The 24,161-nt window shown below is 61.0% G+C and carries 23 protein-coding genes, 1 tRNA gene and 2 pseudogenes; 14 read left to right on the top strand and 12 right to left on the bottom strand.

Annotated features, from left to right (window positions below; genetic code table 11):
- The first annotated feature begins 32 nt into the window (after positions 1-32).
- Positions 33-108 (top strand) — tRNA-Thr (locus H5V43_RS09880).
- Between the two features lie 7 nt (positions 109-115).
- Here H5V43_RS09880 and H5V43_RS23475 read toward each other — a convergent pair.
- Together H5V43_RS23475 and H5V43_RS09870 are read right to left on the bottom strand one after the other, a co-directional pair.
- On the bottom strand, positions 116-1,501 hold the full coding sequence (locus tag H5V43_RS23475) for a DUF6551 family protein (RefSeq protein WP_338055816.1): 1,386 nt from the start codon (positions 1,499-1,501) through the stop codon (positions 116-118).
- Positions 1,501-1,635 carry a helix-turn-helix domain-containing protein gene (locus H5V43_RS09870; protein WP_099186044.1) on the bottom strand — a complete coding sequence of 45 codons (135 nt, stop codon included), beginning with the start codon at positions 1,633-1,635 and terminating at the stop codon, positions 1,501-1,503. The genes H5V43_RS23475 and H5V43_RS09870 overlap by 1 nt, the downstream gene beginning before the upstream one ends.
- A 63-nt stretch (positions 1,636-1,698) precedes the next feature.
- On the opposite strand from H5V43_RS09870, the gene H5V43_RS09865 reads away from it, so the two are divergent.
- Positions 1,699-1,938, top strand: a complete 240-nt coding sequence (locus H5V43_RS09865; RefSeq protein WP_128830773.1) for a hypothetical protein — start codon at positions 1,699-1,701, stop codon at positions 1,936-1,938.
- 262 nt (positions 1,939-2,200) lie between these two features.
- On the top strand, positions 2,201-4,561 hold the full coding sequence (locus H5V43_RS09860) for a TonB-dependent receptor (RefSeq protein ID WP_037482850.1): 2,361 nt from the start codon (positions 2,201-2,203) through the stop codon (positions 4,559-4,561).
- 118 nt (positions 4,562-4,679) lie between these two features.
- On the opposite strand, the gene H5V43_RS09855 is transcribed toward H5V43_RS09860, so the two are convergent.
- Positions 4,680-5,465 (bottom strand): enoyl-CoA hydratase-related protein, encoded by a 786-nt coding sequence (locus H5V43_RS09855; protein ID WP_025549600.1) that lies wholly within the window; start codon positions 5,463-5,465, stop codon positions 4,680-4,682.
- 12 nt (positions 5,466-5,477) lie between these two features.
- Positions 5,478-6,224, bottom strand: coding sequence for an SDR family NAD(P)-dependent oxidoreductase (locus tag H5V43_RS09850; RefSeq protein WP_025549601.1), 747 nt, complete (start codon positions 6,222-6,224; stop codon positions 5,478-5,480).
- A gap of 283 nt (positions 6,225-6,507) precedes the next feature.
- Here H5V43_RS09850 and H5V43_RS09845 point away from each other — a divergent pair, with 283 nt between their 5' ends.
- Genes H5V43_RS09845 through H5V43_RS09835 form a run of 3 tightly spaced genes read left to right on the top strand, consistent with a single transcriptional unit; the run spans position 6,508 to position 9,359 of the window.
- The gene (locus H5V43_RS09845) at positions 6,508-7,590 is read left to right on the top strand and encodes a zinc-binding dehydrogenase (protein ID WP_099186042.1); all 1,083 of its coding nucleotides are present in this window, start codon (positions 6,508-6,510) and stop codon (positions 7,588-7,590) included.
- Positions 7,591-7,606: 16 nt separating this feature from the next.
- A complete protein-coding gene (locus tag H5V43_RS09840) occupies positions 7,607-8,863 on the top strand; it encodes a cytochrome P450 (RefSeq protein ID WP_048578742.1) in 1,257 nt (418 codons plus the stop codon).
- Between the two features lie 7 nt (positions 8,864-8,870).
- Entirely contained in the window at positions 8,871-9,359 is a 489-nt protein-coding gene (locus tag H5V43_RS09835; RefSeq protein WP_025550325.1) for a flavin reductase family protein, read from the top strand.
- Between the two features lie 97 nt (positions 9,360-9,456).
- Here the strand turns inward: H5V43_RS09835 and H5V43_RS09830 are convergent, their stop codons facing one another.
- The 3 genes from H5V43_RS09830 to H5V43_RS09820 form a co-directional block, all read right to left on the bottom strand.
- Positions 9,457-10,227 (bottom strand): SDR family NAD(P)-dependent oxidoreductase, encoded by a 771-nt coding sequence (locus H5V43_RS09830; protein WP_025550327.1) that lies wholly within the window; start codon positions 10,225-10,227, stop codon positions 9,457-9,459.
- A gap of 92 nt (positions 10,228-10,319) precedes the next feature.
- On the bottom strand, positions 10,320-11,459 hold the full coding sequence (gene ribB, locus H5V43_RS09825; protein ID WP_025550328.1) for a 3,4-dihydroxy-2-butanone-4-phosphate synthase: 1,140 nt from the start codon (positions 11,457-11,459) through the stop codon (positions 10,320-10,322).
- Between the two features lie 17 nt (positions 11,460-11,476).
- Positions 11,477-13,156, bottom strand: a complete 1,680-nt coding sequence (locus H5V43_RS09820) for a class I adenylate-forming enzyme family protein (protein WP_025550329.1) — start codon at positions 13,154-13,156, stop codon at positions 11,477-11,479.
- A gap of 291 nt (positions 13,157-13,447) precedes the next feature.
- On the opposite strand from H5V43_RS09820, the gene H5V43_RS09815 reads away from it, so the two are divergent.
- From H5V43_RS09815 to H5V43_RS09800, 4 genes are read left to right on the top strand one after another with little or no spacing between them, the layout of a single operon-like run.
- Positions 13,448-14,557: an LLM class flavin-dependent oxidoreductase gene (locus H5V43_RS09815; RefSeq protein ID WP_048578655.1), complete on the top strand. Its 1,110-nt coding sequence runs from the start codon at positions 13,448-13,450 to the stop codon at positions 14,555-14,557.
- A gap of 39 nt (positions 14,558-14,596) precedes the next feature.
- Positions 14,597-15,448: a crotonase/enoyl-CoA hydratase family protein gene (locus H5V43_RS09810; RefSeq protein WP_025550331.1), complete on the top strand. Its 852-nt coding sequence runs from the start codon at positions 14,597-14,599 to the stop codon at positions 15,446-15,448.
- Positions 15,449-15,463: 15 nt separating this feature from the next.
- On the top strand, positions 15,464-16,399 hold the full coding sequence (locus tag H5V43_RS09805) for an SMP-30/gluconolactonase/LRE family protein (RefSeq protein WP_099186041.1): 936 nt from the start codon (positions 15,464-15,466) through the stop codon (positions 16,397-16,399).
- Positions 16,400-16,452: 53 nt separating this feature from the next.
- Positions 16,453-17,046, top strand: a complete 594-nt coding sequence (locus H5V43_RS09800) for a TetR/AcrR family transcriptional regulator (RefSeq protein WP_025550332.1) — start codon at positions 16,453-16,455, stop codon at positions 17,044-17,046.
- 92 nt (positions 17,047-17,138) lie between these two features.
- Here the strand turns inward: H5V43_RS09800 and H5V43_RS09795 are convergent, their stop codons facing one another.
- A complete protein-coding gene (locus tag H5V43_RS09795; RefSeq protein WP_025550334.1) occupies positions 17,139-18,266 on the bottom strand; it encodes an LLM class flavin-dependent oxidoreductase in 1,128 nt (375 codons plus the stop codon).
- Between the two features lie 334 nt (positions 18,267-18,600).
- On the opposite strand from H5V43_RS09795, the gene H5V43_RS09790 reads away from it, so the two are divergent.
- A complete protein-coding gene (locus H5V43_RS09790; RefSeq protein WP_099186040.1) occupies positions 18,601-19,248 on the top strand; it encodes a TetR/AcrR family transcriptional regulator in 648 nt (215 codons plus the stop codon).
- Between the two features lie 123 nt (positions 19,249-19,371).
- On the opposite strand, the pseudogene H5V43_RS09785 reads toward H5V43_RS09790, so the two are convergent.
- The 4 genes and pseudogenes from H5V43_RS09785 to H5V43_RS09770 form a co-directional block, all read right to left on the bottom strand.
- A pseudogene (locus H5V43_RS09785) lies at positions 19,372-19,637 on the bottom strand (IS481 family transposase); the annotation flags it as partial.
- 120 nt (positions 19,638-19,757) lie between these two features.
- Positions 19,758-20,228 (bottom strand): annotated as a pseudogene (locus H5V43_RS09780) (integrase core domain-containing protein); the annotation flags it as partial.
- Between the two features lie 198 nt (positions 20,229-20,426).
- Entirely contained in the window at positions 20,427-20,999 is a 573-nt protein-coding gene (locus H5V43_RS09775) for a hypothetical protein (RefSeq protein ID WP_146001615.1), read from the bottom strand.
- Between the two features lie 131 nt (positions 21,000-21,130).
- The gene (locus H5V43_RS09770) at positions 21,131-21,667 is read right to left on the bottom strand and encodes a hypothetical protein (RefSeq protein ID WP_128830810.1); all 537 of its coding nucleotides are present in this window, start codon (positions 21,665-21,667) and stop codon (positions 21,131-21,133) included.
- An 832-nt stretch (positions 21,668-22,499) separates the two neighbouring features.
- Between H5V43_RS09770 and H5V43_RS09765 the strand changes: the two genes are divergently transcribed.
- From H5V43_RS09765 to H5V43_RS09755, 3 genes are all read left to right on the top strand, one after another.
- Positions 22,500-22,811 carry a hypothetical protein gene (locus H5V43_RS09765; RefSeq protein ID WP_025550339.1) on the top strand — a complete coding sequence of 104 codons (312 nt, stop codon included), beginning with the start codon at positions 22,500-22,502 and terminating at the stop codon, positions 22,809-22,811.
- A 28-nt stretch (positions 22,812-22,839) separates the two neighbouring features.
- On the top strand, positions 22,840-23,082 hold the full coding sequence (locus tag H5V43_RS09760; RefSeq protein WP_025550341.1) for a hypothetical protein: 243 nt from the start codon (positions 22,840-22,842) through the stop codon (positions 23,080-23,082).
- 194 nt (positions 23,083-23,276) lie between these two features.
- Positions 23,277-24,131: a fumarylacetoacetate hydrolase family protein gene (locus H5V43_RS09755; RefSeq protein ID WP_025550343.1), complete on the top strand. Its 855-nt coding sequence runs from the start codon at positions 23,277-23,279 to the stop codon at positions 24,129-24,131.
- Positions 24,132-24,161 lie beyond the last annotated feature (30 nt).

Raw genomic sequence — 24,161 nt, 5'->3', positions numbered from 1 at the left:
CCCGCCAAGCGCTGTTATCTGCCCGCCCCAACGCCGCTTTAGCTCAGTCGGTAGAGCATCGCATTCGTAATGCGAGGGTCACGTGTTCGAGTCACGTAAGCGGCACCAGCCCCCTCTAAGGGGTTGATTTTTTCAGGAAAACACGGATTTCTGCGGTTTCAGTGCCCGCCAAGGTACATGGCATGGGTACAAGGAAGCTGCTATGGGATGGCTCGTGAAGCATATCCAGGAACATCCGGGAGGCAGAAAATCCTTCCGCCGTCAATACCCTCCGCACCTCCGTCCTTATCTTTCTGGGACGCAATTGAGGGTCTCTTTGGGTCGCCCTGATTCGCCGGACTTCCACGAGCGGTATGCCAAAGCAGCTCGCCAATGGGAGGAAGACGTCGCACTTGCAGAAAGGAAGCACTCGGGGGCCTTTGTGGCCCTCGACGGTCCCACCATACTGCACCTTGCGGCCGCTTTTTACGCTGAGGCTTTGGAGGAGGACGATCAGGCCCGGTGGGATGCCGAGGAGCGGGAGCAGTTCAAGGCCATCGCCGTCCGCGTGGATGAGGCCGGAGGGGTGAACTCCTGGGCAGGCTCGGAGCGCTCGCGCTGGGCAGCAAAGACGAGGGAAACGCAAGAGGCCGCGCTGACCTCCCGCAAGGCTCTGAAAGCCAGCGGGGACCTTGAAGGCGTCCTGGAAGAATGGACTGAAGAATCCTTGCTCCTGGCTGAGGCTCGGGGCTTTCTTGTCAGTCCCTCCGATCCCCGCCTGCCGGAGCTTTCCCGCCAGGCCCGTCTGGATCGCGAAGAGCAGCAGCATATGATCGCGGCGGCCCAGCCAGCCTGTTCGATCGGGCGCGGCGAGGATCGCGTCGATCTCCGGGCGCGACAGAAAATGGACCTCGCGCTTCTCGGTAAGCTTGCCGGGGATCGCGAGAATCGGCCCAGACAAGGCTTCTAGTATCGCCGACTTCATCGCCGCACCGCGCCTTTCCCCACCCTTTATTCCGGCAACAAAATCACCCCATCCTGCGACGTCGAACGTCCTGAGCGCAGGGACCAGTTCATCCGGATCAAACTCAGCAGGAGGATGAGCAAAGATCGATACCAATGCTGAGAAGATAGCACCGCCTGAGGTGAGACGCTGATTGGGGAAAGCCTCTGCAATGTTAGTCAACGCAGCCGACACGATCGGCGCGCCATGTTTGCGAAGTGCCGACGTGAGCGCGGCTGTGAACATTACTGCACCCGGCGTGGTCGCCCCACTGGAGGTGTCCCGCGCCACGGACAAGCCAGCGTCATTCAACAATGCGCGTATCTCCAGCGCGTCCTCATCGCCTGCGGCAATAGCTGCATGGAAGTCATCCAGCCGGTTCATAGCCTTCCGCGCGCGGTTGGCGACGATGAACATCCGGGCTTCTTCTTCAAGGCTATCGTAGGAATATAGGCAACATGGAAGCTGGAGCAGATCACCTCGCATGGTGGCCGCCGCCCAGCGGTGCTGCCCATCGATTATGACACGGTGCGTTCCAATATGCCGATATGCCGGCTTATGGCATAAGGCGTGATGTTCATCCTTTCGGCTGCGCCTCTTACCGAGCCCTGCTCGATGACCTCCAGGAAATATCGCAGAACGGTGATCTGCATGCATCCCTCCTCATATTTTGCCGCTCCATGACGGATGAGGGAGTGTCGAAGTGAGACACGCGCTTGGCAAGCTGGATCACCGCATCTGCGTTGCTGAATTTAGCACAGTTTATCGGCGGGACGCGATCGGACGCGAATTCTGGTGGCGGCTCGATAGCGAATTCGTCCTGTGCCGGAACCGGCAAGCCATTTTCTCATCAAAATGAGGCTGTCTCTTTTGGTAACTGGCTGCCGCTTTCTTCCGTTCAATGCAGCCCCGGCCGCAGCGCGGAATTATTTTCGATGATCGCCAAATTTGCCTAATTTCAATTATAATTAGATGATTGGCAGGCGCGCGGCATGCGTCTTTCATCTTACTGATTAGCCAAGTCTGTGTGCAACAAATCGGGAACGTAAAATAATAATATTGAATAAAATCATGTATATAAATTGAATATGAATCGCGATCGGCGTTTGTGACACTGGTACTGATTTGCCGATCCTGCGGCTTGACATCAGCCTAATAATAATTAGTTTGATGGGGCAATCACCGGCTGAGCGGTGGGCAAGCACATGGGAGAAGGCGATGAATCTGAAACGGCATCTAGCGGTCGGCGTGGGGGTTATGGCGCTTGCCGCCGGAATGCCCGCATTCGGACAGGATGCGGCCGAACAGTCCGGCGGTACGTCCGTGGATAGCCCGTCGAACAACAATGACATCATCGTGACAGCGCAGCGTCGTTCGGAATCCCTGTCCAAGGTGCCGGTGTCGGTTTCGGCTTTCAATGCCGACATGCTGCAGGAGCGCAACGTGTCGAGCGAGCAGGATCTTGCAGCGCTAGTGCCCGGTCTGATCGTGAAGAGCGGCCAGAATTCCAACCAGATCAGCTTCACCCTACGTGGCCAGACGCTCGATCCCTTCTCCGGTTCCAGCCCGGCCGTGCTGACCTATATCAACGAAGCGCCGCAGAGCGCCGGCAATACCTCGACCGCCTTCTTCGACTTCAGTTCGGTGCAGGTGCTGAAGGGGCCGCAAGGCACGCTCTTCGGGCGCAACGCGACTGGCGGCGCAATCCTGTACGAAACCACCAAACCCGGCGACGTCTATGGCGGCTACCTCACGGTCAAAGGGGGCGAGCGCAACTATATCCAGGTCCAGGGCGCGATCGACATCCCCGTTTCGGATTCGCTGAAAATTCGCCTTACCGGCGATTACAATAAGCAGGACGGTTATATCCGCAATGCCAATACCGGCAATACATTGGGCGATACGGACGCGCTGTCCGGGCGCATCACCGTCGTCTTCGAACCTTCCTCTTCGTTCAAGAATAGCATTGTCGCGCAATATAGCGACTTCGGGGGCACCGAAGGGGCGGGGGGGCTTTATTCCTACCATGCCTGCGGCGAGACCAATAATGGCTACACGCTGACTGCGACGCTCGATTGCGTCTACGGCATGAACAGCCCGTTCGCGCCGACGCTGGGCGATGGCCCCATGGGGCCTGGAACATGGCCGGGGGCGGTTCCGGGCTATCTTGCCTGGCAACAGCAGCATCCTTACCAAGTCTGGCTGAGCTATGACCTGCCGCACAAGGCGCATGCCGCATTCGTCACCAACACGACCGAGATCGAACTGGGCGACGACCTCAAGCTCAAGAACATCTTCAACTATGCGGATGCCTTCGCCCGCACGCCGGGCATCCTGTCGGGCTCGCCCTTCGGTTCATTGAACCTTTATAACCGCACGGGCTTGGGCAATGGCCGTCCGGGCGGCGAGGAGTTCAGCACGAAGGCGGTCTCCAACGAAATCCAGCTACAGGGCCAGTCCGGCGCGCTGGAATATATCGTCGGTGCCTTCTATTCGAAGACGAGGAAGAAGGAATATATCCCGGTCATCGTGGGTGACGAACTGACCCCGCCGCTGGCCGACATCGCCTATTTCTACCATCAGCGCTCTGAATCGAAGGCAGTGTTCGCGCAGCTGACCTACAACGTCACCGACCAGCTGAAGATCGCGGCAGGCGGACGCTATACCTGGGAGACGGCGGGTCTCGACCAGATTACCGGCAGCTTGTTCAACCTCAACGGCAGCATGCCCCTCAAGCAGAAGGCCAAGCTGCACGACCCGAGCTGGACCTTCAACATCCAATATCAGATCGATCCGCAGAACATGGTCTATTTCGCGCAGCGCGGCAGCTTCCGCGCGGGCGGTTTCAACGGCGCGGTGGTTCCGTTCAACGACACCAACTTCTTCAAGAACGAAACCACCTACGATTTCGAGCTAGGGTACAAGTTCGCCGGCAATCTCGGTGATGTACGGTCCCGGTTCAACATCGCGCTTTATCGCCAGATCGTGAAGGATGCGCAGCATTCCATCTATGCGCTGGTCAATGGAAATCCGGCGGCGTTCACCGTGAATGTGCCGGAGAAGCGGATCCAGGGCGTCGAATTCGACGGCAATTTCCAGCTGGCGCCCTGGTTCGAATTCGGCTTCTCGGGCGCCTATACCGACGCCAAGTTCACGAAGAATGTGGTGGACCTGTCCGCCGCGACGGGTGTGGCCGGGCTGACCATCCCGTTCGATACCTATACGGACGCGCCCAAATGGGCGGGTTCGGTCTACACGGTGATCAGCCTGCCCGTGCCGCAGGACTTGGGCGAAGTGAAACTGCGTACCGACGTGTTCGGGCAGAAGAGGACCTATTTCTCGAACAATGAAGGCTCGATCACGCCGCGTACCCAGCTGCCCGGCTATGTGACGGTCGACATGCGGCTGAGCTGGGACAATATCAGCGGCAGCAACTTCAGCGTTGCCGCCTATGCCAAGAACCTGTTCGACAAGCTCTATTACAACTCCGGCTATGTCGAGGGGGCGAGCGGCGGCTTCAACACCGCCATCTGGGGCGAGCCGCAGACCTTCGGGGCGGAAGTGACGTATAAATTCTAAGGTGGAACATTGCGAAAAGGGCATGAGGGGCGACCTTCATGCCCTTTTTCGTGTCCGGTGACGGTGATAGGGATCGGGAGGCAGATGGGCGCGGTGGAAGAGCCTCAGGAGCGCTGCGTCAGTGGCCGGACCAGAGCGGCGCCCGCCGCTCACGCCATGCGCTTCGCGCTTCCGCTTGGTCGGCGGTGTCGCGATAGGCCGATATCAGCGGGTAGGAGGCGGCCAAAGCTTCGCCCAGCGGTCTGTCGAGACCATCGAGCGCCGCGGCTCTGGCCGCCTGGGATACCAAGGGGGCACAGGCCAGCAGCTTATCGATCCACTGGTCCACGCCTTTCGCCAGATCGGCGCGCGCGAAACAGGCGTTGACCAGGCCGTGCCGTAGCGCATCCTGAGCGGTTAGCGGCTCGCTGGCGACGATCATCGCCATCGCGACATGATAGGGCAGCTGGCGGATGGCGCGATGCACGACGCCGCAATGGTCGATCACGCCGGCCTTCGCCTCGGGCAGGCGGAATATCGCGTCGTCGGCGGCCAGGACGATGTCCGCACACATGGCCAGTTCGAAGCCCAGGCCCAGGACATACCCATGCACGGCACAGATCATCGGCTTGCGCAGAGGACGCCATTGCCCCCCGATACCGGTCAGGCCGCCGCCGAAGGACAGGCCGTCATGGCCGGTCGGCGGATCGTTCATGTCGCCACCCGCGCAGAATGCCCGGTCGCCGGCGCCCGATAGAATGACGACCCGGATCTCCGGGTCGTCGTCCACTTGCGTCCAGATTCGGCCGAGCGCCCGGTCCATCTCGCGGTCGATGGCGTTGAGCGCGGCGGGCCGGTTCAGCCGAACCCGCGCGACATGGCCGCGGATGTCCAGTTCGACTGGGGCCGGTTCGATTTGGGCCATCACCGCGCCCGATCAGTGCGCCAGCATGCCGGCATCCACCAGATGTTCCGAAGCGGTGATGTAGGAGGACTCGTCCGACGCCAGGAACAGAACGAGGTTGGATACCTCGACCGGATCGGCGATGCGGCCGAGTGGGATCTGCGCCAGCGCTTCGCCGCCGACCTCGTCGGTCGCCTCGACCATCATCGGCGTCTGGATGAAGCCGGGATGCACAGAATTTACACGGATATTGTTCTTGCCATACTCCATTGCCGTCGCCTTGGTCATGCCGCGCACCGCGAATTTGCTGGCGACATAGGCGAGGCTGGGGAAGCCGTAATTGGCGGCCATGCCCGCGATCGACGAGATGTTGACGATCGAACCCCTATTGGCCTTCACCATGGTGGGCAGCACGGCTTGCATGCCGTAGAAGACCGAATGCTGATTGATCGCGCAGACCTGCTGATAGCCTTCTTCCGTCAGGTCGACGGTGTTCGCCATCGGCCCCAGGATGCCGGCATTATTGACGAGGATGTCGATGGTGCCGAACGTTGCCACGGCTTTTTCCACAACGGTCGCCCACTGGTCGGGCTTCGTGACATCGTGGGTGATGAAGATCGCCGCGTCGCCGATCTGCCTGGCTAGCGCCTCGCCCTTTTCAGCGTTGAGATCGGTGAGGACGACTTTGGCGCCTTCCCGCGCGAAGGTCAGCGCGTGCGATTCGCCCATGCCGCGTGCCGCGCCGGTGACGATGGCAACTTTGCCTGCAAGACGGCCCATATTCTCTCCTTGGACATGTTCATGATCACAACCTAATAGAGATTATTGAATATCCTTCGGTCGATCCTGTCAATAGATGTCGGCCGATCGAGGCTCGTTCATGAGGCGATAGCAAATCTAATTTTAGTAATAAAATATCTAAAATCAACGATATGAAGAGATGTTTGCGATCCTCGAGGACTCGGAAAAAGGCATCGGATCGCTGTGATGGGTTGCGCCGATAGGCTAATAGTGATTAGTTTGCCGAAAATCGGCAGCGCGTGACGATGGCGGAGGATGAAATATGCAAGGCAGGGCGACCGTGCTGGTGGAAAAGAACCGGCTGGAAACATGGGACGTCGATATCCATGCGCCGGAACCGGGCGGCGCGCTGGTGCGCACGATCCTGGGTGGGGTGTGCGGCAGCGACGTGCATATCATGACCGGGGAGGCGGGCGAGATGCCCTTCCCGATCATCCTGGGTCATGAGGGCGTCGGTCAGATCGAGCAACTGGGTGCGGGGGTTTCCACCGATTATGCCGGCGTACCGGTGAAGCCGGGCGACCTGGTCGTCTGGTCCCCGATCGCGCTCTGCCACCGCTGCTATAGCTGCACCGTGCTGGAGCAGACACCTTGCGAGAACAGCCGATATTTCGAGGATGCAGCCAAGCCCAACTGGGGCAGCTATGCCGACTTTGCCTGGCTGCCCAACGACATGCCCTTCTATCGTCTGCCCGACCATGCCAAGCCCGAGGCAGTCGCAGCGCTGGGCTGCGCGCTGCCCACGGTGCTCCGCGGCTTCGATCGCTGCGGGCCGGTGCGGTTCGGCGACACGGTGGTGGTGCAGGGGGCCGGCCCGGTCGGTCTGTCATCCGTGCTGGTAGCGGCACAGGCCGGCGCGCGCGAGGTGATCGTGATCGACGGCGCGCCGGCACGGCTGGACGCGGCGGTGAAGCTCGGCGCGACCGCGACGGTGTCGCTCGACTTGCCGGCAGAGGAACGCAAGCGGACGATCTACGATCGGATCGGCCGGCAAGGCCCCGACATCGTGATCGAGGCGGCGGGCGCGCTGCCGGCTTTCCCGGAGGGCGTGGACATCAGCGGCATTCACAGCCGCTACATCATCCTTGGCCTGTGGGGTGCGATCGGGACCCAGCCTATCAGCCCACGCGACCTCACGCTCAAGAATCTCACGATCGGCGGGGCGTCCTTCCCGGCGCCGAAAAACTATTATCAGGCGATGCAGTTCGCTGCCCGGGTGCAGGACGACGTGCCGCTTGCCGAGCTGGTCAGCCACCGTTTCGGCATCCACCAGGCAGCCGAGGCGCTGCACGTCACGAAGACCGGGGCCGCCACCAAGGCAGTGATCGATCCCACCATCCGCTGAAGGAGGAGCGCCACCCATGAACACGGATACGCTGACCCCACCACCCGCCAAGCCGCGCGCCGCGCTGCCGGACCATGTCGCGCCGGATCAGGTGCGGGAGATCGACATCTATGCCCTGGACGGTATCGAGGAGGGCTTCCACGAAGCCTGGAAGCGGGTGCAGACGCCCGACACGCCGCCGCTGGTATGGACGCCGCTGACCGGCGGCCATTGGGTGGCGACGCGCGGTGTGGTGATTGACGAGGTCTACCGCCACCCCGACCGCTTCTCCAGCCGGGTGATCTGGGTGCCTCGCGAGGCAGGCGAAGCCTATGAAATGGTCCCGACCAAGATGGATCCGCCTGAACATACCCCTTATCGCAAGGCGATCGACAAGGGATTGAACCTGGCCCAGATTCGCAAGATCGAAGGCGAGGTCCGCGCCGTCGCGATCGAGTTGATCGAAGGGTTCGCGGACAGGGGCGGGTGCGATTTCGCACGCGATTTCGCTGGCGTTTTTCCCGTCAAGGTGTTCCTGGCGCTCGCTGGGCTGCCGATGGATGACGCGCCGATGCTAAACGCGCTGGCCAAGGAGATGACGCGGCCATCGGGCGACACGCCCGAGGAGCAGGGGCGTTCGCTTCAGGCCGCGAACAAGGGCTTTTTCGACTATGTCGCGCCGATCATCGCGGCGCGGCGCGGCGGAACCGGCACCGACCTGATCACCATGATGGTCAACACCGAGATCGATGGTGCGCCGATGCCGCAGGACAAAATGCTGGGGCTGGTCTCGCTGCTGCTGCTGGGCGGACTGGACACGGTGGTCAACCTCCTGAGCTTCATGATGATCTATCTGGCACGCCATCCCGAAACGGTCGCGGAGATGCGGTCCGACCCCATGAAGCTGCAGCGGGGCGTCGAGGAACTGTTCCGCCGTTTCGCGGTGGTATCGGACGCGCGCTATGTCGTGACGGACATGGAATTTCACGGCGCGCAGCTGAAGGCGGGCGACCTGATCCTGCTCCCCACTGCGCTGCATGGGCTCGACGACACGCAGCATGTCGATCCGATGAAGGTCGATCTGTCGCGCCGCAATGTCGCCGCCCATTCCACCTTTGCGCAGGGGCCGCATCGCTGTGCCGGCATGCACCTGGCGCGGATGGAGGTGCTGGTGACGCTGCAGGAGTGGCTGGCGCGCATCCCCGTCTTCGAGCTGGCGGAGGGCGCGGCGCCCATCTATCATTCCGGCATCGTCGCCGCCGTGGAAAATATCCCACTCGTCTGGAAAGCCTGATACTGTCATGACCGTCGCCATCGAACCGGCCGCCTTCCGTCAGATCCTGGGCCATTATCCCACCGGCGTCTGCGCCATCACTGCCGTGCAACCGGACGGCAACCCCGCGGCGATGATCGTGGGATCGTTCACGTCAGTGTCGCTCGATCCGCCGCTGGTCGCCTTCTTCCCGGACAAGGGATCGTCCAGTTGGCCTAAGATCGAAGCGGCGGGGCGCTTCTGCGTCAATGTGCTGGGCGACGCGCAGGAAGGGCTGTGCCGGGTGCTGGCGTCGAAGGACGCGAACAAGTTCGACAATGTACCGCACCATCTGTCCGCGCTGGGATCGCCGGTGCTGGACGGGGCGCTCGCCTGGATCGACTGCACCATCCATGCGGTGCATGATGCGGGCGACCATCATATCGTTCTGGGCGCGGTCCATGCGTTGGACGTGCATCATCCCGGCGCGCCCTTGCTGTTCCACAAAGGCAGCTATGGCCGGGTGACGCCGCTTTAGACGCGGATATCATCGCAAGCACTTCAAACCCCAGTGCCGCGCCTTCCACGAAATAGGCGGCGCGGCGCTAGGATCGATGCGGAGGGTCGCGCGCCGATCAGCGCACGGAGACAAGCCCTCCATCCACCGGAAGTAGCTGCCCGGTGATGAAACGGGACCCTTCGCCCGCCAGAAAGACCATGACCGGGGCCAAGTCGCGATCCGCATTGCCGAACTTGCCGCCCAGCGGGATCTGCTCCGCCGTCGCCTTGTCGTGCGCGGCGAGATCCTCCGGGGTGAGCGCCTCGCGGAAGCGCTCGTACATGGGCGTGACCATATATGGCAGCACGGCGTTGACGCGGATACCCCGCGCCCCCCATTCGCGCGCCACGCTCCGGGTCCATGTATGTACCGCCGCCTTGGACGCGCCGTAGACGGCGTTGTTGATCTCCGCGGTCAGTCCCGATTCCGATCCGAAATTGATGATCGCGCCGCCATCGGGCATGTGGCGATAGGCTGCGCCATTGGTATAGATCGTGCCGTTGACATTGATGGTCATCAGCCATGCAAGCGTGTCATCGGGCACGGCATGCGTTTCGGCATGGCGATGAACGCCCGCGATATGCGCCAGCACGTCAAGGCCGCCCAGTCGTTCCGCCGCCTCATCAAAGGCTGCATCCACGTCGCGACGGTTGCCGACATCGCAGGGCAGGAAGAATGCCGATCCGGGGCCGGTCGCTGTCACTTCCTCGGCGAGGGCCGCTCCGCGTTCGACATCGATATCCATGGCGCAGACCCGCGCGCCCGCTGCGACATAGGCGCGAAGCGTGGATGCGCCGATTCCCTGCGAAGCGCCCGTGACGATGATTTTCCTATTAGCCAGCTGCATGAACGATATCTCCTGTGCCATGCTGAAGACGTGACAAGAACCGCCCTGAACGGCCGGTGTGCCGGTCGACGCGGCTGCTGCACGGGCAGGCCTTATTCGGCAAAAGCCACGGTTTCCCGCTGCTCGACCGGATCGCGCAAGGGGCGACGTCCCACCACCGACAGGCCGAACCCCTCCAGCGCCGCCAACTTCGCCGTGCTCGACGTCAGCAGCGTCATCTCGCGCACGCCAAGGTCCAGCAGTATCTGTGCGCCGATGCCGTAGTCGCGCGTCGCGTTGGTGTCGTGATAGGTCTTGCGTCCCCCCTCGATCCGCTTCGAGATGGAATCCGGGCTCGGATCGCGCACGAACACGGCGACAGCCTGCCCCTCATGTGCAGCGATCGCCTGAAGCGCCTGCGGCACATATTCGGGATGGGCCTGCGACCAGCCGAGCATGTCGGCGGTCATGTCCACCTGATGGACGCGCACCAGCGTCTCGCGGTCGGGCCGTACCTCGCCTTTGACCAGCGCGACATGCTCGCCGCCGTCGATCTGGTTGCGATAGACATGGATGGTGAGCTCGCCGCCATAGAAGCTGTGGAAAGGGGCGCTCGCCACCTTCCGCACCAGCTTTTCCGAACGGCGGCGATAGGCGATGAGGTCGGCGATGGTGCCGACCTTGAGGCCATGTTCCTTCGCGAAGATGAGCAGTTCGGGCAGGCGCGCCATGGTGCCATCGTCGTTCATCACCTCGCAGATGACGCCTGCCGGGGTCAGGCCGGCGAGGCGGGAGATGTCGACCGCCGCTTCGGTATGCCCGGCGCGCACCAGCACGCCGCCGTCGCGCGCCGTCAGCGGAAAGACATGTCCGGGGGAAACAATATCATCCGCCGTCTTGGTCGGATCGACCGCGACGGCGATCGTATGAGCCCGGTCCTGCGCCGAGATGCCGGTGGTCACGCCCTCGCGCGCCTCGATCGAAATGGTGAAGGCGGTGCCGTGGCCTGACTGGTTGTTGACCGTCATCGGCGGCAGCTTCAGTTGCTCGGCGCGCGCCTGCGTCATGGCGAGGCAGATGAGGCCGCGCGCATGTTTCGCCATGAAATTGATCTGGCGGGGGGTCGCGAATTGGGCGGGGATGATGACGTCGCCTTCATTCTCCCGGTCGTCGGCGTCGACCAGAATGTAGGGCAGGCCGTCGATCGCGTCCTGGATGATGTCCTCGATCGAGGAAATGCCGTCGGTCGTCATGGTTCTTCTCTTTTCCGTCATTCCGCCTGCGCCGCGACCATCGCGAGCGCCATCTCCTTCAATATGTTCTTCTGCACCTTGCCGGTGCCGGTTTTGGGCAGATCGCTTTCCGCGATGAACCATATGTCGCGCGGCATCTTGTAGCCGGCGAGCTTCGGGGCCAGCCAGTCGCGCAAGTCCTTTTCGTCGACTGCGCCATCCTCCGTGCGGACGATCCAGGCGCATCCGGTCTCGCCCCAGCGGTCGTCGGGCATGCCGATGAAAAAGGCCTGCGCTACCGCGGGATGGGTGGTGACGAGCTGTTCCAGTTCCTTGGGCGACACCAGTTCGCCCCGGCTCTTGTACAGTTCCTTCGACCGGCCGGTCAGGAACAGATTGCCGTCGGGGCGGAACTGGCCGAGGTCGCCGGTGCGGATCCAGCCACCCGGCAGGAACAGCTTCGCTGTCTCCTCGGGGCGGCGGAAATAGCCCAGGCTGTTCATCGGTCCGCGCGTGCAGAGTTCGCCCGATGCCCCATGGGGAAGGTCGGCGCCGGTTTCCGGGTCGATCGTCTTGAATTCGCAGATGCGGCCATCCTGCTCGGGCAGGCCGGCAACGCCCGCCATGACGATGCAACCCTGGGTTTCAGCCACCACGTCAATAGGATCGCCCGGCTGGGTGCAGACGATCGTCGCCGTGACTTCGGTCTGACCGTAGCTGGTGAATATTTCCTGGCAGCCAAAGGTCTGCTGGATGTCGCGCCAGACCCAACTGGGCGTCGGCGCGGCGGCGCTATGTACGGCGGTCAGGGAGGACAGGTCGTAGGATTGCTGCTTGGCCTGCTCCATCATCGCGATCGTCATGGTCGGCACGCCCATGAGATAGGTGGCGCGGTGCCGCTCGGTGGCGGTCAGCAGCGCATGCGGATCGAAACGCAGCAATGGCACGATGGAACCGCCGACGACCATGCCGGAGAGCAGCCCGACGACGAGCCCGAACCCATGGTAGAGCGGCAGCGAGAAGACTGCGCGTCGCCCGTCCGCAAAAGCCTGATGATAGGCGCCGGCATAAGCCGCGCGCAGGAGATTATCGTGCGTCTGCATGACGCCCTTGGGCGATCCCGTAGTGCCCGAGGTGAACATGATGACGGCCGGATCATGCGGTTGCGCCGGATTGGCCGGCGCCGTCCCATGCGGCAGGGCGGCGAGAAAAAGCGATGGCTCAGCGTCGTCATAAATGAAGCCAGCCTTGAGTTCCGGTAGCACCGCGCATCGCCCTTCACGCCAACCGGGCAGCTGTGCATCGAGATCGCGATCGAACCGTCGCGATCCAAAAGCCGCCATGCTGATGAGCAGGGAGCAACCGGACTCGCGCAGTACATAATCGACCTCCGCGATCCCGTAGAGCGTGTTGATCGCCACGGCGACCGCGCCCGCGCGCCAGATGCCGAACAGCAGCGGCACGGTGATGGGGTAATTGGCCATCAAAAGCCCAACCCGGTCGCCATGGCCCACGCCGAGCGCCGACAGGCCACCCGCTATGCGCGTCGCCTGCGCCTCGACGTCCCCATAGGTCAGGGTCTGCGCGTCAGTGATGACCAAGGGACGCGCTGCAAAATCGGCCTGAATCCGGGTCAGATAGGCGTCGAGCGTCATCTCGGTCCAGGCTGGGTGCCGGTCGGCCATGGCTTGGCGCCGAACCGCAATGCTGTCGTTCACCCCTCAGATTCTCCTCTGCCTAATTTTTATTATGATGCAAATTTGTTTGATCGGCGTCAAGTCTCCCGGAATTTTCCATTTTCGCCATGCTCGGCTAAGTGCCGTTGTTCACTGATCAGAAGAAGGAATATATCATTAACTTACAACAGTTTAAGTTTTATTCATTCCCGCTATCCGCCATTGCGACCGAGTGCCGCGACCTATTTTTGGGGAGGAACTGAAGCGAAGGGCTTGCCAAATGAACCTAATTACAATTAGTCTGCGCTTAAGCGATGCTTGTTGGAGGCGAATATGGACGTGGGATTGGGACTGACGTTCCAGAATCTGAAGGACCGGGTCAGCGATATCGATGTGTTTCGGCACGAATTGTCGCTCGCGGCCCGCGCGGAGGATCAGGGCTTCGATTCCGTATGGACGCCCGAGCATCATTTCACCGGCTATATGATGACGCCCAACGTGCCGCAGTTTCTGTCCTGGGTCGCGGCCAAGACGCAGCGGATCAAGCTGGGCACGACCGTGACCGTGCTGCCCTGGCAGAATCCTGTGCGGATCGCCGAGAGCTTCCTGCTGCTCGACCAGTTGTCCGAAGGCCGGGCGATCCTGGGTATCGGCCGGGGCTTGGGCAAGGAGGAGTTCGATGGCTTCGGCGTGCCCATGGGCGAAGCGCGCCAGCGCTTCCGCGAATATGCCGAGGCGCTGCTCGATGCGCTGGAAACCGGCGTCATGGAATATGACGGCGCCTATCTCAAGCAACCCCGCGTCGAACTGCGTCCACGCCCCTATGCCAGCTATCGCGGCCGGGTGTTCGCGTCGGCCGTGTCGCCGGAATCGGTCAAGCTGATGGCCAATCTGGATGTCGGCCTGATGATCATCGCGCAAAAGCCCTGGAACCGGGTCGAGGAAGACATCAACAGCTATCGCGAGCGCTTCTTCGCGATGCAGGGGCGGCCCGCGCCCAAGCCCGTGGTCGTCGCCTTTTGCGCGGTCCATGAGGATGCGGCCAAGGCACAGGAGATGCGCGACAAATATCTGGTCGAATATGCCCGCTCGACATCCTCCTTCTACCAGTTCGGCAACAAGGAATTCGCGTCGATCGAAGGTTATGAATATTATGGCGCACTGGCCGCCAGCGTCGAGAAGAACGGCATCGACAAGTTCAACAACTTCCTCGCCGACCTGCAGATATGGGGGCGTCCGGAAGAGGTGCTGGAAAAGCTGAAATCGATGGTCGAACGGTTCGACGTCGGCAGCTTCATCATTTACACCCAGTTCGGCGACATGCCCTTCGAGGTGGGGCGCGAAAATTACGAACTGTTCGCGCGCAAGGTGCTGCCCCATCTCAAGGATATCGACGTTTCTGCGCCGGTCGCGCCGCCCATGGGCGTGCAGACCGTGGCCTGAGAGGATCGGCTCAAGCCGGCATAGGGAGAGGAGGGCGGCATGACGGACGAGGCGTCATTGCTTCTGTACGAGGTGCGCGATGGAACGGCCTGGATCACGCTGAACCGACCGGAAAAGCGCAATGCGCTGAGCGAGCCTTTGCAGGAGGAGCTGAACGCGCGACTGTGGGAGGCGGACGAGGATAATCGCGTCCATGCCGTCGTTCTGCGCGCGGCAGGGCCGGACTTCTGTGCGGGTTACGACCTCCAGAAATATGACCAGCCGATCCCGGGCCAAGTAGACCATCGGCGCGGCCGGGCGAAGTTCGACGACGATGCCTGGCATCAGGAGCGGGCGCAGCGGCTGCGCATGGCCTTGTTCGACATGCATAAGCCGGTGATCGCGCAGGTGCATGGCCGCTGTCTGGCCGGGGGCACCGATCTGGCGCTGCTGTGCGACATGGTGATTTGTGCGGACAACGCGCTGTTCGGTTTTCCGCCGGCGCGTTCGCAGGGGTCGCTGCCCAGCCATATGTGGCTTTATCTGGTCGGGCCGCAATGGGCCAAGCGGTTGCTGCTGACCGGCGATTCCATTCGGGGTGACGATGCCGTGAAGATCGGCCTTGCGATGAAGGCCGTGCCCGCCGACCAGTTGGACGCGGAAGTCGAGGCGCTGGCGGCGCGGCTGGCGCTGATCGACGCCGATCTGCTCAGCGCCAACAAGCGGATCGTCAATCTGGGCCTCGAACTGATGGGCGCGCGCACCATCCAGCGCATGGCGGCGGAAATGGACGCGCGGGGCCATCTGTCGGCCAGCCGCAGCCAGTTCAACGAAACGGTGCGCACGCAGGGGCTGAAGGAAGCGGTGCGTCAGCGGGACGAACCGTTCGGCGATCCGGTCGTGAAACTATAGGGCGAGGATGGAGCGATGATGGAAGGCGAAGGCTGGCGCTGCTTGTGGGACGCCAAAGCAATCCTGGGCGAAAGCACCATCTGGGATGCGCGCGACGGCTGCATCTATTGGGTCGATATCGAAGCACCCAGCGTCAACTGGTATCACCTCGACAGCGGCGCCAAGGGAAGCTGGACGGCGCCCACCTGGATCAGCGCGATCGCCCCGCGCGCGTCCGGCGGATTTATCGCTTCCTGCGCGGACGGTTTCGCTCATGTCGATCCCGGGGCGCAGGTCTATCGGCCGATCGTCCACCCCATTTCCAATCCCAAGGTTGCGCGGCTCAACGACGGCGTCACCGATCGCAAGGGGCGCTACTGGTCGGGCTCCTGCGATTCGAGCCAGTGGGACGAGAGTACCACGGCGGAAGACAAGGAAAGCACGCTCGGCGACTTCGGCACGCGCAGCACGGGCGAACTCTACCGGCTGGACGCGGACGGCAGCGTCAGCACGCAGGAGCGCAATATCGTCACCGCCAACGGCCCCGCCTTCAGCCCGGACGGGCGCACCGCCTATGTCAACGATAGCATGCCATTGGTCAGCTGGGTCTATGACGTGGCGGAGGACGGGCAGCTATCCAATCGCCGCGACTTCCTGACCTTCAGGCCGGAGGACGGCTATCCCGACGGGATGGCGGTGGATGTGGAAGGCTGCATCTGGATGGCCTTCTACGAAAGCTGGATGCTGCGCCGCTTCGCGCCCGACGCGACCCTGATGGAGGAACGCAAGCTCCCGGTGCGGCGCGGCCTGCGTCCGGCCTTTGGGGGGACGGACCATAGCCGCCTGTTCCTGATCACCGGCTCTCAGGGCTATGGCGCGGAGGCCTTTGCGCGCGAGCCGTTGGCCGGCGGACTGTTCGAAATCCTCGATCCGCCTGCGGCGGGCGCGCCGACCGTGCCTTTCGCCGGTTAGGCGATTGTTGCGCGAGGGCTTTTCTTCCCCGCCGATCCAGCTAAAGAGGGCGCATGGCACAAGCAGATAACGGCCGAACGCGCATTCTGGATTCGGCCGCCGCAGTTCTTCGGCAAAAAGGGCTTGCAGGCGCAAAGCTCAGCGAGATCGCACAGCGCGCAGGCATGCTCGCGCCCAGCATCTATCATCATTTTCCGTCCAAGGACCATCTGGTCGAGGAGGTGATGATGGAGGGTATCTACCGCAACAATCGTCACATCATGGCGCGGGTCGAAGGGCTGGGCGCCGCCACCGCGCCGATTGTGCGGCTGCGCGCGGCGATCGTCGCTCATGTCGACTTCCTGCTGACCGGCGATGACTATTCATCGGCGGTATCGCGCATCTTCGACGACTTGCCTGAAGAGATGCGCAAGCGGGTGCTGGCCGCCTATTCCAGCTTCGACAATTACTGGCGCGACCTGATCGTCGCCGCGCAGGCGGACGGATCGGCGAGCCAGGCGCTGGACGCCACGGTTGTGCGCAAGTTCCTGATCGCCATGCTTGATTCCTGCGCGTCTTGGTATCGTCCCGGCAAGCTCGGCCCCATGCAGATCGCGGAACAGGCCGCCGACCTTCTGCTCAACGGGTTTGCCGCCGAGCGGCCATGACCCGTGCTTTTTCGCTAGTCGGTTTCAAGGAAAAGGGCGGAGGATCGACGATCCTCCGCCCTTGTCTATAATAGGCTGGATGCGACCTTGGGTCAGGCCGGAACGGCCTCCCGCGTGCCCGGCAGCTTGACGCGTGGGGCGACCTCCTTCGCCAGCAGTTCGAGGGAATAGAACCAGGGCGACGGGTCGTCATAATAATCATGGGCTTCGACCTGGAGCGTGCCCCAACCGCCGCATTGTTCGAACAGCGTGTTGAGCTTGTCGACGACCGTATCGGGCGATCCGACGACGAAGACATTGTCGACCAGGAATTCCAGATCCGCGTCCTTGGGATCGATGCCCGCATCCTTGGCGAAACCATCCATCATGCCGAAGCGGTGCCAGATCGGGATAAGATACTTGCTGAAGCAATAGCCGATTGGACCTTCCATGACGAGCCGCTTGGCCTCTGCGTCGGTGTCGGCACAGAAGACGGTCTGTGAGACGGCGTGGCGCTGGCGATCCGGGGTGAAGCCTGCCTTGATATTGGCTTCCGAGTAGATTTCCCAGTGGCGCTTGAGCGCGTCAAGGCCGGAGAAGATCGACACCGGCTTGAAATTCTTCTCGCCCGCCAGTTTCATCGATGGAGAATTCTGGCTGAAGCCGGTAACGGCGAATTCGGGGAAGGCGCCGTTCCAGGGCGAGAAGTCGGCGAGCATATGCTGTTCATCGTCCTCGGTTTCTGCGGGGGCCTCTTCGGGATAGCCCGCATCCCAATATTTACCTTCATAGAAGAAGGGTTCGCGCTTCCAGATCTTTTCCATGATGGTCAGCGACTCGCGCACCATATCGTTCAGCATCTGCGGCTCTGCGTCCTTGATGCCGTGGATATAGGATGCCTGCGGATAGGCGCCGGCGCCGATTCCCATGAAATAGCGGCCTTCCAGGATCTGCGACAGCCAGCCGACCATGATCGCGAGCTTGGCAGGATGCTGGTGCGGCAGGATGTGCGCCATCGGTGCGAATTTGATATTCTTGGTCTGCAGCGCCGCGGCGGCCATGATCAATTCGGGATTGGGAATATTTTCCCAGATTTGCGACGCATGTTCAGAGATCATCATCGACGTGAAGCCCGCCTTGTCGCAGGCCACCGAATTCTGGACGCCCCATTCGAACGTCTGCCGGGCGGTGCGCCCCGGCCGCATATAGGGGTGGAAGATAAGCCCGGTTTCCATCGCCATGAAAGTCTCTCCTTGCAGTATAGAACCATGGCCGCCGTCTTTGCGCGGCATAGGAGCCGATGGCTGTCTAATGGTGATTAGGGAATAGCGGCGCAGTAGATTTTAAGTCAAGTGTAAATTTTTTCCACGGCCTCAACCGCCAGATCGGCGGAGGCAGGCCTGCTTTGGGGAAAGGGGTGTCATCGGAAACTTCATCCTTCCCGCTTGCGAATTCTGTGTAAAACCGTCACTTTGGCGGAAAAGGTTGCCTGAGAAGCCGATGTCTCATGCAAATGATCTCGTTCGAGCGAGAAGGTAATTTTAAAACAATTGTAACATTTAGGATCGTTGCTCAATGGTGGATGAGTGCTTTGAACATGAACCGTCGGAGACTCTCGACGGCAAAACGCGGCTGATTCTGGCCGGGGAGCGGCTGTTCGCCAAAGGCGGCATCCATGGCGCATCCATGCGCGAGATTGCGGCGCAAGCCGGGCAAGGCAATCATGCGGCGGTGCAATATCATTTCGGTTCGCGAGAAGGACTGGTGCGGGCCATATTCGACTATCGCATGGAGCAGATGGAAGAGGCGCGCGGTGCGATGTTACGCGATGCGGAGGTGGCCGGACGGCTAAAGGATGCGCGCACCTTGCTTGAAATCGTGCTGCTTCCCCAGCTTGATCTGCAGGATGCGGACGGGAACCACAGCTATGCAAGCTTCCTCAGCCAATATCTGTTGCAAAGCCGGTCGCCCGAATTCGGCGATTTCAGCGGATCGGAGCCGCCCAATCTCACGCGCGCGCTTCGCCTGTTGCGCGACAGGGTCGATTATCTGCCGCCCTATGTCGCTCAACGACGGCTGATCAGCATCAGCCTCATGTTCCTCAACATATTGGTGCGCCATCATGGCGCCGAAGAGGAGATATTCGGCGAGACGTTCGCGGAGGCGCTTGAAGATACGATGGAGCAGATCGTGTCCGTCATGTCCATGCCGCTGCGCCTCTAGGCGTTCAGTCTCGGCATCTGGTGGCTCGGATTGAGGATGAAGCGGTCTGGCTCTGAAGTCCAGATCTTGGCGATATATTCGTGGGGTGTGAGATCACTGGGGGTCTTGAGCCTGCGACCGAAATTGGAGACAGCGGTGCAATGCAGATCGCGTCAGGTGCAGGATCGATGGTTGCAGCGCATAGAGGCAGTCGTCCAGCGGCAGCAGCGTGTCGCGCCGGAACGCGACCACTATCGCTTCCTCCGCCTTGGTCAGGGTTGTTGAATGAGGGGCTTTCGGCTTGGTCTTCAAATCCTCGACCGTCTTCCGCTTACGCTACTTCGCCACCGTCTTGGGTTGATCCCCAGCTTCCGGCTCAGCGTCGCGAGCTAAGCCTGCGATCGCTGTATTTCTGCTCGGGCGGCGTGCGTGGCCTTGGCGCTCTTGAGGTGACCCCCAGGTTTCCATCAGCGCGGGTTGGAGCCGGGCAGCTTTGTTGCGCATGAGCGCGGGTTGAGCAATGGCCTGCGCAGTTCAGCGGCGAAGGCCACAGGGGTTTGGTATCCAAGGGATGAGTGCGGCCTCTCCTGGTTGTAGTCCTCTGCCCAGGCGAAGATCACCATGCGGGCATGGTCCAGGCTCAGGAACAGGGTCTCGTTGAGCAGCTCGTCGCAAATGCGGCCGTTAAAGCTCTCGCCATGGCCATTCTGCGTCGGCTTGTCCGGGGCGATACAGTGCCATTCCACCCCGACTTCCCCGCACCAGGCGAGGACGGCGTTCGAGGTTAGTTCGGTGCCGTTGTCGTTGACAATCATCCCAGGCTTGCCGCGTTGGGCGATCAGATCGCTGAGCTCGCGCACCACCCGACGCCCCGGGATCGAAGTGTCCGGCACCGCGCGCAGGCACTCGCGGGTTACATCGTCGATGATGTTGAGCACCCGGAACCAGCGTCCCGTAGCCAGCTGATCATGGACGAAGTCCAGGCTCCACCGCTGGGTAGCGCCACCACGGGAGCCGGTGCCCGTGCGCCGAGGCGCGACAGATCAACGGCGGTATAAGGTTGCATCGGCCATGGCGCCATGTCGGACGGGGGTCGTTGGGCGCGCTACCACCTGCATTTATAGAGGCGGCCTCTACAAATGGAGCGAAGTTCCTTCGGATATGCGATGCTGACGCAAATCAGGAAACATCCACTGTCGCTATTTCCGAACCCTGGAAAAGTAGATGATAAACTGTCCTGTTTCTTCGGAAAAAACGACCTTGTCAGTCAGGGCGTTTGCCTTGCCCAGAGCATCGACAAACCCACTGCCACGCAAATACTCAGCGGCCTGGGCGCGGTTATATGCGGAGGCGTCAGTTCTCAACTTCCCTCGTGCTTCACAGACAGTCGCGCCGCATCTGACATCCAGTGGCGTCGAACTTGCGAGTGCGGGTATTGTGTGAAGCGCGCTTCCGATATCGCTTTCGGTCTTGCCGGCCCATTCAGGATCTCGCGTCTGCTCTGCAACGCGTGGTTGTTCTGTCTGATCGATCGGTATGGTTGAACTGGCGAGAGGGGGTGATTGAGGCAATACTTGCGGAACGGTCTGAATGTCGCCCGCAGAATCGGAGGGGGCGGCTGAAGGGTTGCCGGCGGGAATAAGTATCGGATTAAACTGATCCTTGGTGTCCAACCGTTGCCCGTTCACCAGCAGAAGCCATGACACTGAACCTATCCCTATGATTGCTGCAGCAATTGCTGGCCAATGCAACATCTTTTTCCGCAATCCCATCCTCCGCTCATCAATCGAAGCGCAAAAAGGTGAAAGCAGCGTCCGACTGATTTAATCGACTACGCTGCTTCCACTCACCTGTTGAAGTCCGTCGTTACCTTTACTTACCGGCAGCAGGTCCTGGTTGACCATCACGCCCGAAGGGATGCGTCGTAAATGACTACATTGCCGTCATCTTGAACCTCCAAACGCGCACCGGGGTAAGGATATGTGTTGCTGCTCCACAAAACCGTCATTCCGGCGGGTGATCTGCCGGGGCATGGATTTCCGGCGGCTGCAAGCCCCGAAGCACCCAGAACAACTAGGTTGCCGTCAGCTTGAAACTGCGCAATGCACGCATAGGTTATAAAGTTGGTCGTAAACCCACCGCCCGTGTAAGGTCCGCCAGGCTGCGTCACGGTATATGGGTGAGGGGTCGTCCCGGAGTCCCAAAGAGCGGTAGTGCCCTGGTAAAGAACCAGGTTTCCATCAGCCTGAAAAATGAACCGGAATCTTCCATCACGCGATACGACGCTGTCATTGTAATTGAGCACGATCGAAGCGTTGTTGGTGGGAATAAGAGGCGTTTGAAGCTGCGCAGCCTGTGCAGCAGCTGGCATCATGGCCGAAACAATCATGGCTACTGACGCGCTGAACGCTTTCGCTATTTTACTGCGAATGGAAAACATGAACCCTCCTGTTAGATGCAGACGCACAAGGTGCGAACGCCGCGAGTCAATTAAAATTGATTCGCGACAGCATCATGAACAAAGGCTGGGCAAAAGATACTGATATTAAAAGAATTAAATCCATTTTTGCATGTTTCAATTCATGAGTTGCGGCGGTGCAGCGGGCCCGGTGTGGAACAGCCAGCATCTGACCGTCTTGTCGTTGATCGCGCTGTTGACGATCATAGGTAAACCGGCCGTCTACCGGATCGTGCCAAGGATACGGCGATAGCGGCCGAAGATACGCCGGCTCTGGTCCAGGCCTCCCGTGCGGCCGACGCGGTCGCCAATGCTTCGGCGCGCGAGATCGGCCGTGCGGCCGGATCGGTCGCCGGCAGCGCCGCCCTGGCAACCGCGCCGGGCGTGGCCCTCGGCAAGGTTTCCGCATTGCGTCGCCTTCGCGCGGCAGTTCCCCGCGTCACTTATGACCCGCCGCAGATCGGCTGGGTGAAGGAAAATCTCGGTCGCGACACTCCGGCGAAACGATACAAAGATTCCGCGACGGGGGCCCGGCCTGGCCAGGCGCCGACTTTAATGCGAACGATGCCGGATGGCTTGGCTCGGCACGACCGGTGAAGTTTGACGGCATTCAGGGTGACTGGTTGATTGACCGGAAGTTGGCTATTGTGGACCTTCCCAAGCCAGCGAGCTCAGTTATTGCGGCAGTCCGAAGTCCTAGCGCACCATCGCCTTATTGGAACATGGGAGGTTCCCAACGAAAAGCAGAAGATCGCCGCTCTCAAGCTGCTCAGGAAGATGAACGTGACCAATATCAGGTGAGGGTGGCGAAGCAATGATCGTCACACAGATTGCGCGTATCATCGCCAACTTTATATTATTTCTAAACCTGACCGGTGACGAAGCGCTGGCCCCAGATATGGCGGTTCAGATGATGGAGGATCTGGCAAACGATCTTCAAGCCCTGGACAAGGGATTTCTTCGGGAGTTGGTCGATGCATTCCCGGTGATTGCTCCAGAATATAGCGGCGAAGCTCAACAACTGGTGTTCAATATATCGCGCGGTTTCCATCTTGAAGAAGCACTGGCATCCGACGATCCGGTAAAGCTGGCTGAACTGGAGGCGCGGCGCGAAGCGGAGGATTGATCGGAGGGGGCAGGGTTCTTGCAGCAGCTTGGTCAAGCCATTGTTGCTGGAGAAGCAGGAAAGCCAAGGGCTTGCCAAGCCTGCGCTTTTCGAACGGCGATGGTTTATTAAGCTGGACTTCCCGGTTCTTTGCAAGCGTCTCATCTCGGATATCCAGCCTTTGGAAACCCTGCTGGCCCTCCGGCCCATCGAGAAGAAGGTTCATATCGGCCCCATCTGCTCAAGAGTCGAAGCATGGGGCAAAGCCGGCGCTGTTCACCGCCTGCTCTGATGCATGACGGCTATCACCTGGTCTATTCCTCTATCTAGCCGCTCCGCTCCGCAACGCCGATGCCGGGCTGACATGAGACCGTGAAGCGGTGCCTTAGTCGATGTCGAAAGGGAAGAAGCACGGACGACGCTGCGCCTTCACGAAGGGGACAATGGCAGGCCCTTGTACGGCCCCAGATATGAGAGAGGTTCGACATGAAATTATTACGGTACAGATCGGCAAACGGCATCGGCCTGGGCGTGCTGAAGGATGATGGCATCGTCCCGCTGGCGGAGCTGCACGACTACCCCACGATGCTTTCAATCGTCGCCGGCGGCGAGACGGCGCTGGGCCATATTGCTGCATTTGTCGCGTCCAGAACGCCCTCCATCCCCCTGTCCGATGCGCAACTCGTCTGCCCAATCGAACGGCCCGGCAAATTTCTTGCGATCGGCATGAACTATCGCAAGCATGCGGAAGAGGGCGAGCGCCACGGCATTCCGGCCCCCAAGCAGCAATTGTGGTTCAACAAGCAGACGACCTGCCTTTCCGGGCCATTTGATCCGATCGATCCGGGTGTTACGGAAAAGCTGGATTATGAAGTCGAATTGGGAGTGATCGTCGGGACGGCCGCCAAGGGTGTCGCCGCGAGTGCGGCCCGGTCGCACGTGTTCGGCTATGTCGTCGTAAACGATGTCTCTGCGCGAGACTGGCAGTTTCATTCGCCGACCTTCACGGTCGGGAAGTCCTTCGATACCCACGGACCGATAGGCCCCTGGATCGTCACGGCCGATGAAATAGCCGACCCGCACGACTTGCGCATCCGGTGCCTGGTCAACGGTGAGGTTCGGCAGGACAGCAATAGCAACGAACTCATTTACAATATCTGGGAACAGATCGCCTATCTCTCGACGGCCTTTACGCTGGAGCCGGGCGATATTCTCGCGACCGGCACGCCAGAGGGGGTTGGTGTCGCGATGGACCCGCCCCGCTTCCTTAAGCCGGGCGATGTCGTACGATGCGAGGTCGACAAGATCGGCGCTATCGAGAATGTCGTGTCCGCCCCATAGCATGGGACGGTGCCGTCGGCAGACGGCGCA

Origin of the sequence: Sphingobium fuliginis, assembly GCF_015074805.1 — a bacterium.
GTDB lineage: Bacteria > Pseudomonadota > Alphaproteobacteria > Sphingomonadales > Sphingomonadaceae > Sphingobium > Sphingobium fuliginis.
Note: the sequence above shows the minus strand (reverse complement) of the source record. Positions and strands in the feature narration are given on the sequence as shown.

Excerpts from the sequence above, each read along its gene's own strand:
- H5V43_RS09855 (WP_025549600.1), bottom strand. The coding sequence starts at position 5,465 with ATGGCCCAAATCGAACCGGCCCCAGTCGAACTGGACATCCGCGGCCAT.
- H5V43_RS09845 (WP_099186042.1), top strand. The coding sequence starts at position 6,508 with ATGCAAGGCAGGGCGACCGTGCTGGTGGAAAAGAACCGGCTGGAAACA.
- H5V43_RS09830 (WP_025550327.1), bottom strand. The coding sequence starts at position 10,227 with ATGCAGCTGGCTAATAGGAAAATCATCGTCACGGGCGCTTCGCAGGGA.
- H5V43_RS09815 (WP_048578655.1), top strand. The coding sequence starts at position 13,448 with ATGGACGTGGGATTGGGACTGACGTTCCAGAATCTGAAGGACCGGGTC.
- H5V43_RS09860 (WP_037482850.1), top strand. The coding sequence starts at position 2,201 with ATGAATCTGAAACGGCATCTAGCGGTCGGCGTGGGGGTTATGGCGCTT.
- H5V43_RS09800 (WP_025550332.1), top strand. The coding sequence starts at position 16,453 with ATGGCACAAGCAGATAACGGCCGAACGCGCATTCTGGATTCGGCCGCC.
- ribB (WP_025550328.1), bottom strand. The coding sequence starts at position 11,459 with ATGACGACCGACGGCATTTCCTCGATCGAGGACATCATCCAGGACGCG.
- H5V43_RS09795 (WP_025550334.1), bottom strand. The coding sequence starts at position 18,266 with ATGGCGATGGAAACCGGGCTTATCTTCCACCCCTATATGCGGCCGGGG.
- H5V43_RS09835 (WP_025550325.1), top strand. The coding sequence starts at position 8,871 with ATGACCGTCGCCATCGAACCGGCCGCCTTCCGTCAGATCCTGGGCCAT.
- H5V43_RS09840 (WP_048578742.1), top strand. The coding sequence starts at position 7,607 with ATGAACACGGATACGCTGACCCCACCACCCGCCAAGCCGCGCGCCGCG.
- H5V43_RS09805 (WP_099186041.1), top strand. The coding sequence starts at position 15,464 with ATGATGGAAGGCGAAGGCTGGCGCTGCTTGTGGGACGCCAAAGCAATC.
- H5V43_RS09765 (WP_025550339.1), top strand. The coding sequence starts at position 22,500 with ATGATCGTCACACAGATTGCGCGTATCATCGCCAACTTTATATTATTT.
- H5V43_RS09775 (WP_146001615.1), bottom strand. The coding sequence starts at position 20,999 with ATGGGATTGCGGAAAAAGATGTTGCATTGGCCAGCAATTGCTGCAGCA.
- H5V43_RS09870 (WP_099186044.1), bottom strand. The coding sequence starts at position 1,635 with ATGCAGATCACCGTTCTGCGATATTTCCTGGAGGTCATCGAGCAGGGC.
- H5V43_RS09850 (WP_025549601.1), bottom strand. The coding sequence starts at position 6,224 with ATGGGCCGTCTTGCAGGCAAAGTTGCCATCGTCACCGGCGCGGCACGC.
- H5V43_RS09810 (WP_025550331.1), top strand. The coding sequence starts at position 14,597 with ATGACGGACGAGGCGTCATTGCTTCTGTACGAGGTGCGCGATGGAACG.
- H5V43_RS09755 (WP_025550343.1), top strand. The coding sequence starts at position 23,277 with ATGAAATTATTACGGTACAGATCGGCAAACGGCATCGGCCTGGGCGTG.
- H5V43_RS09770 (WP_128830810.1), bottom strand. The coding sequence starts at position 21,667 with ATGTTTTCCATTCGCAGTAAAATAGCGAAAGCGTTCAGCGCGTCAGTA.
- H5V43_RS09790 (WP_099186040.1), top strand. The coding sequence starts at position 18,601 with ATGGTGGATGAGTGCTTTGAACATGAACCGTCGGAGACTCTCGACGGC.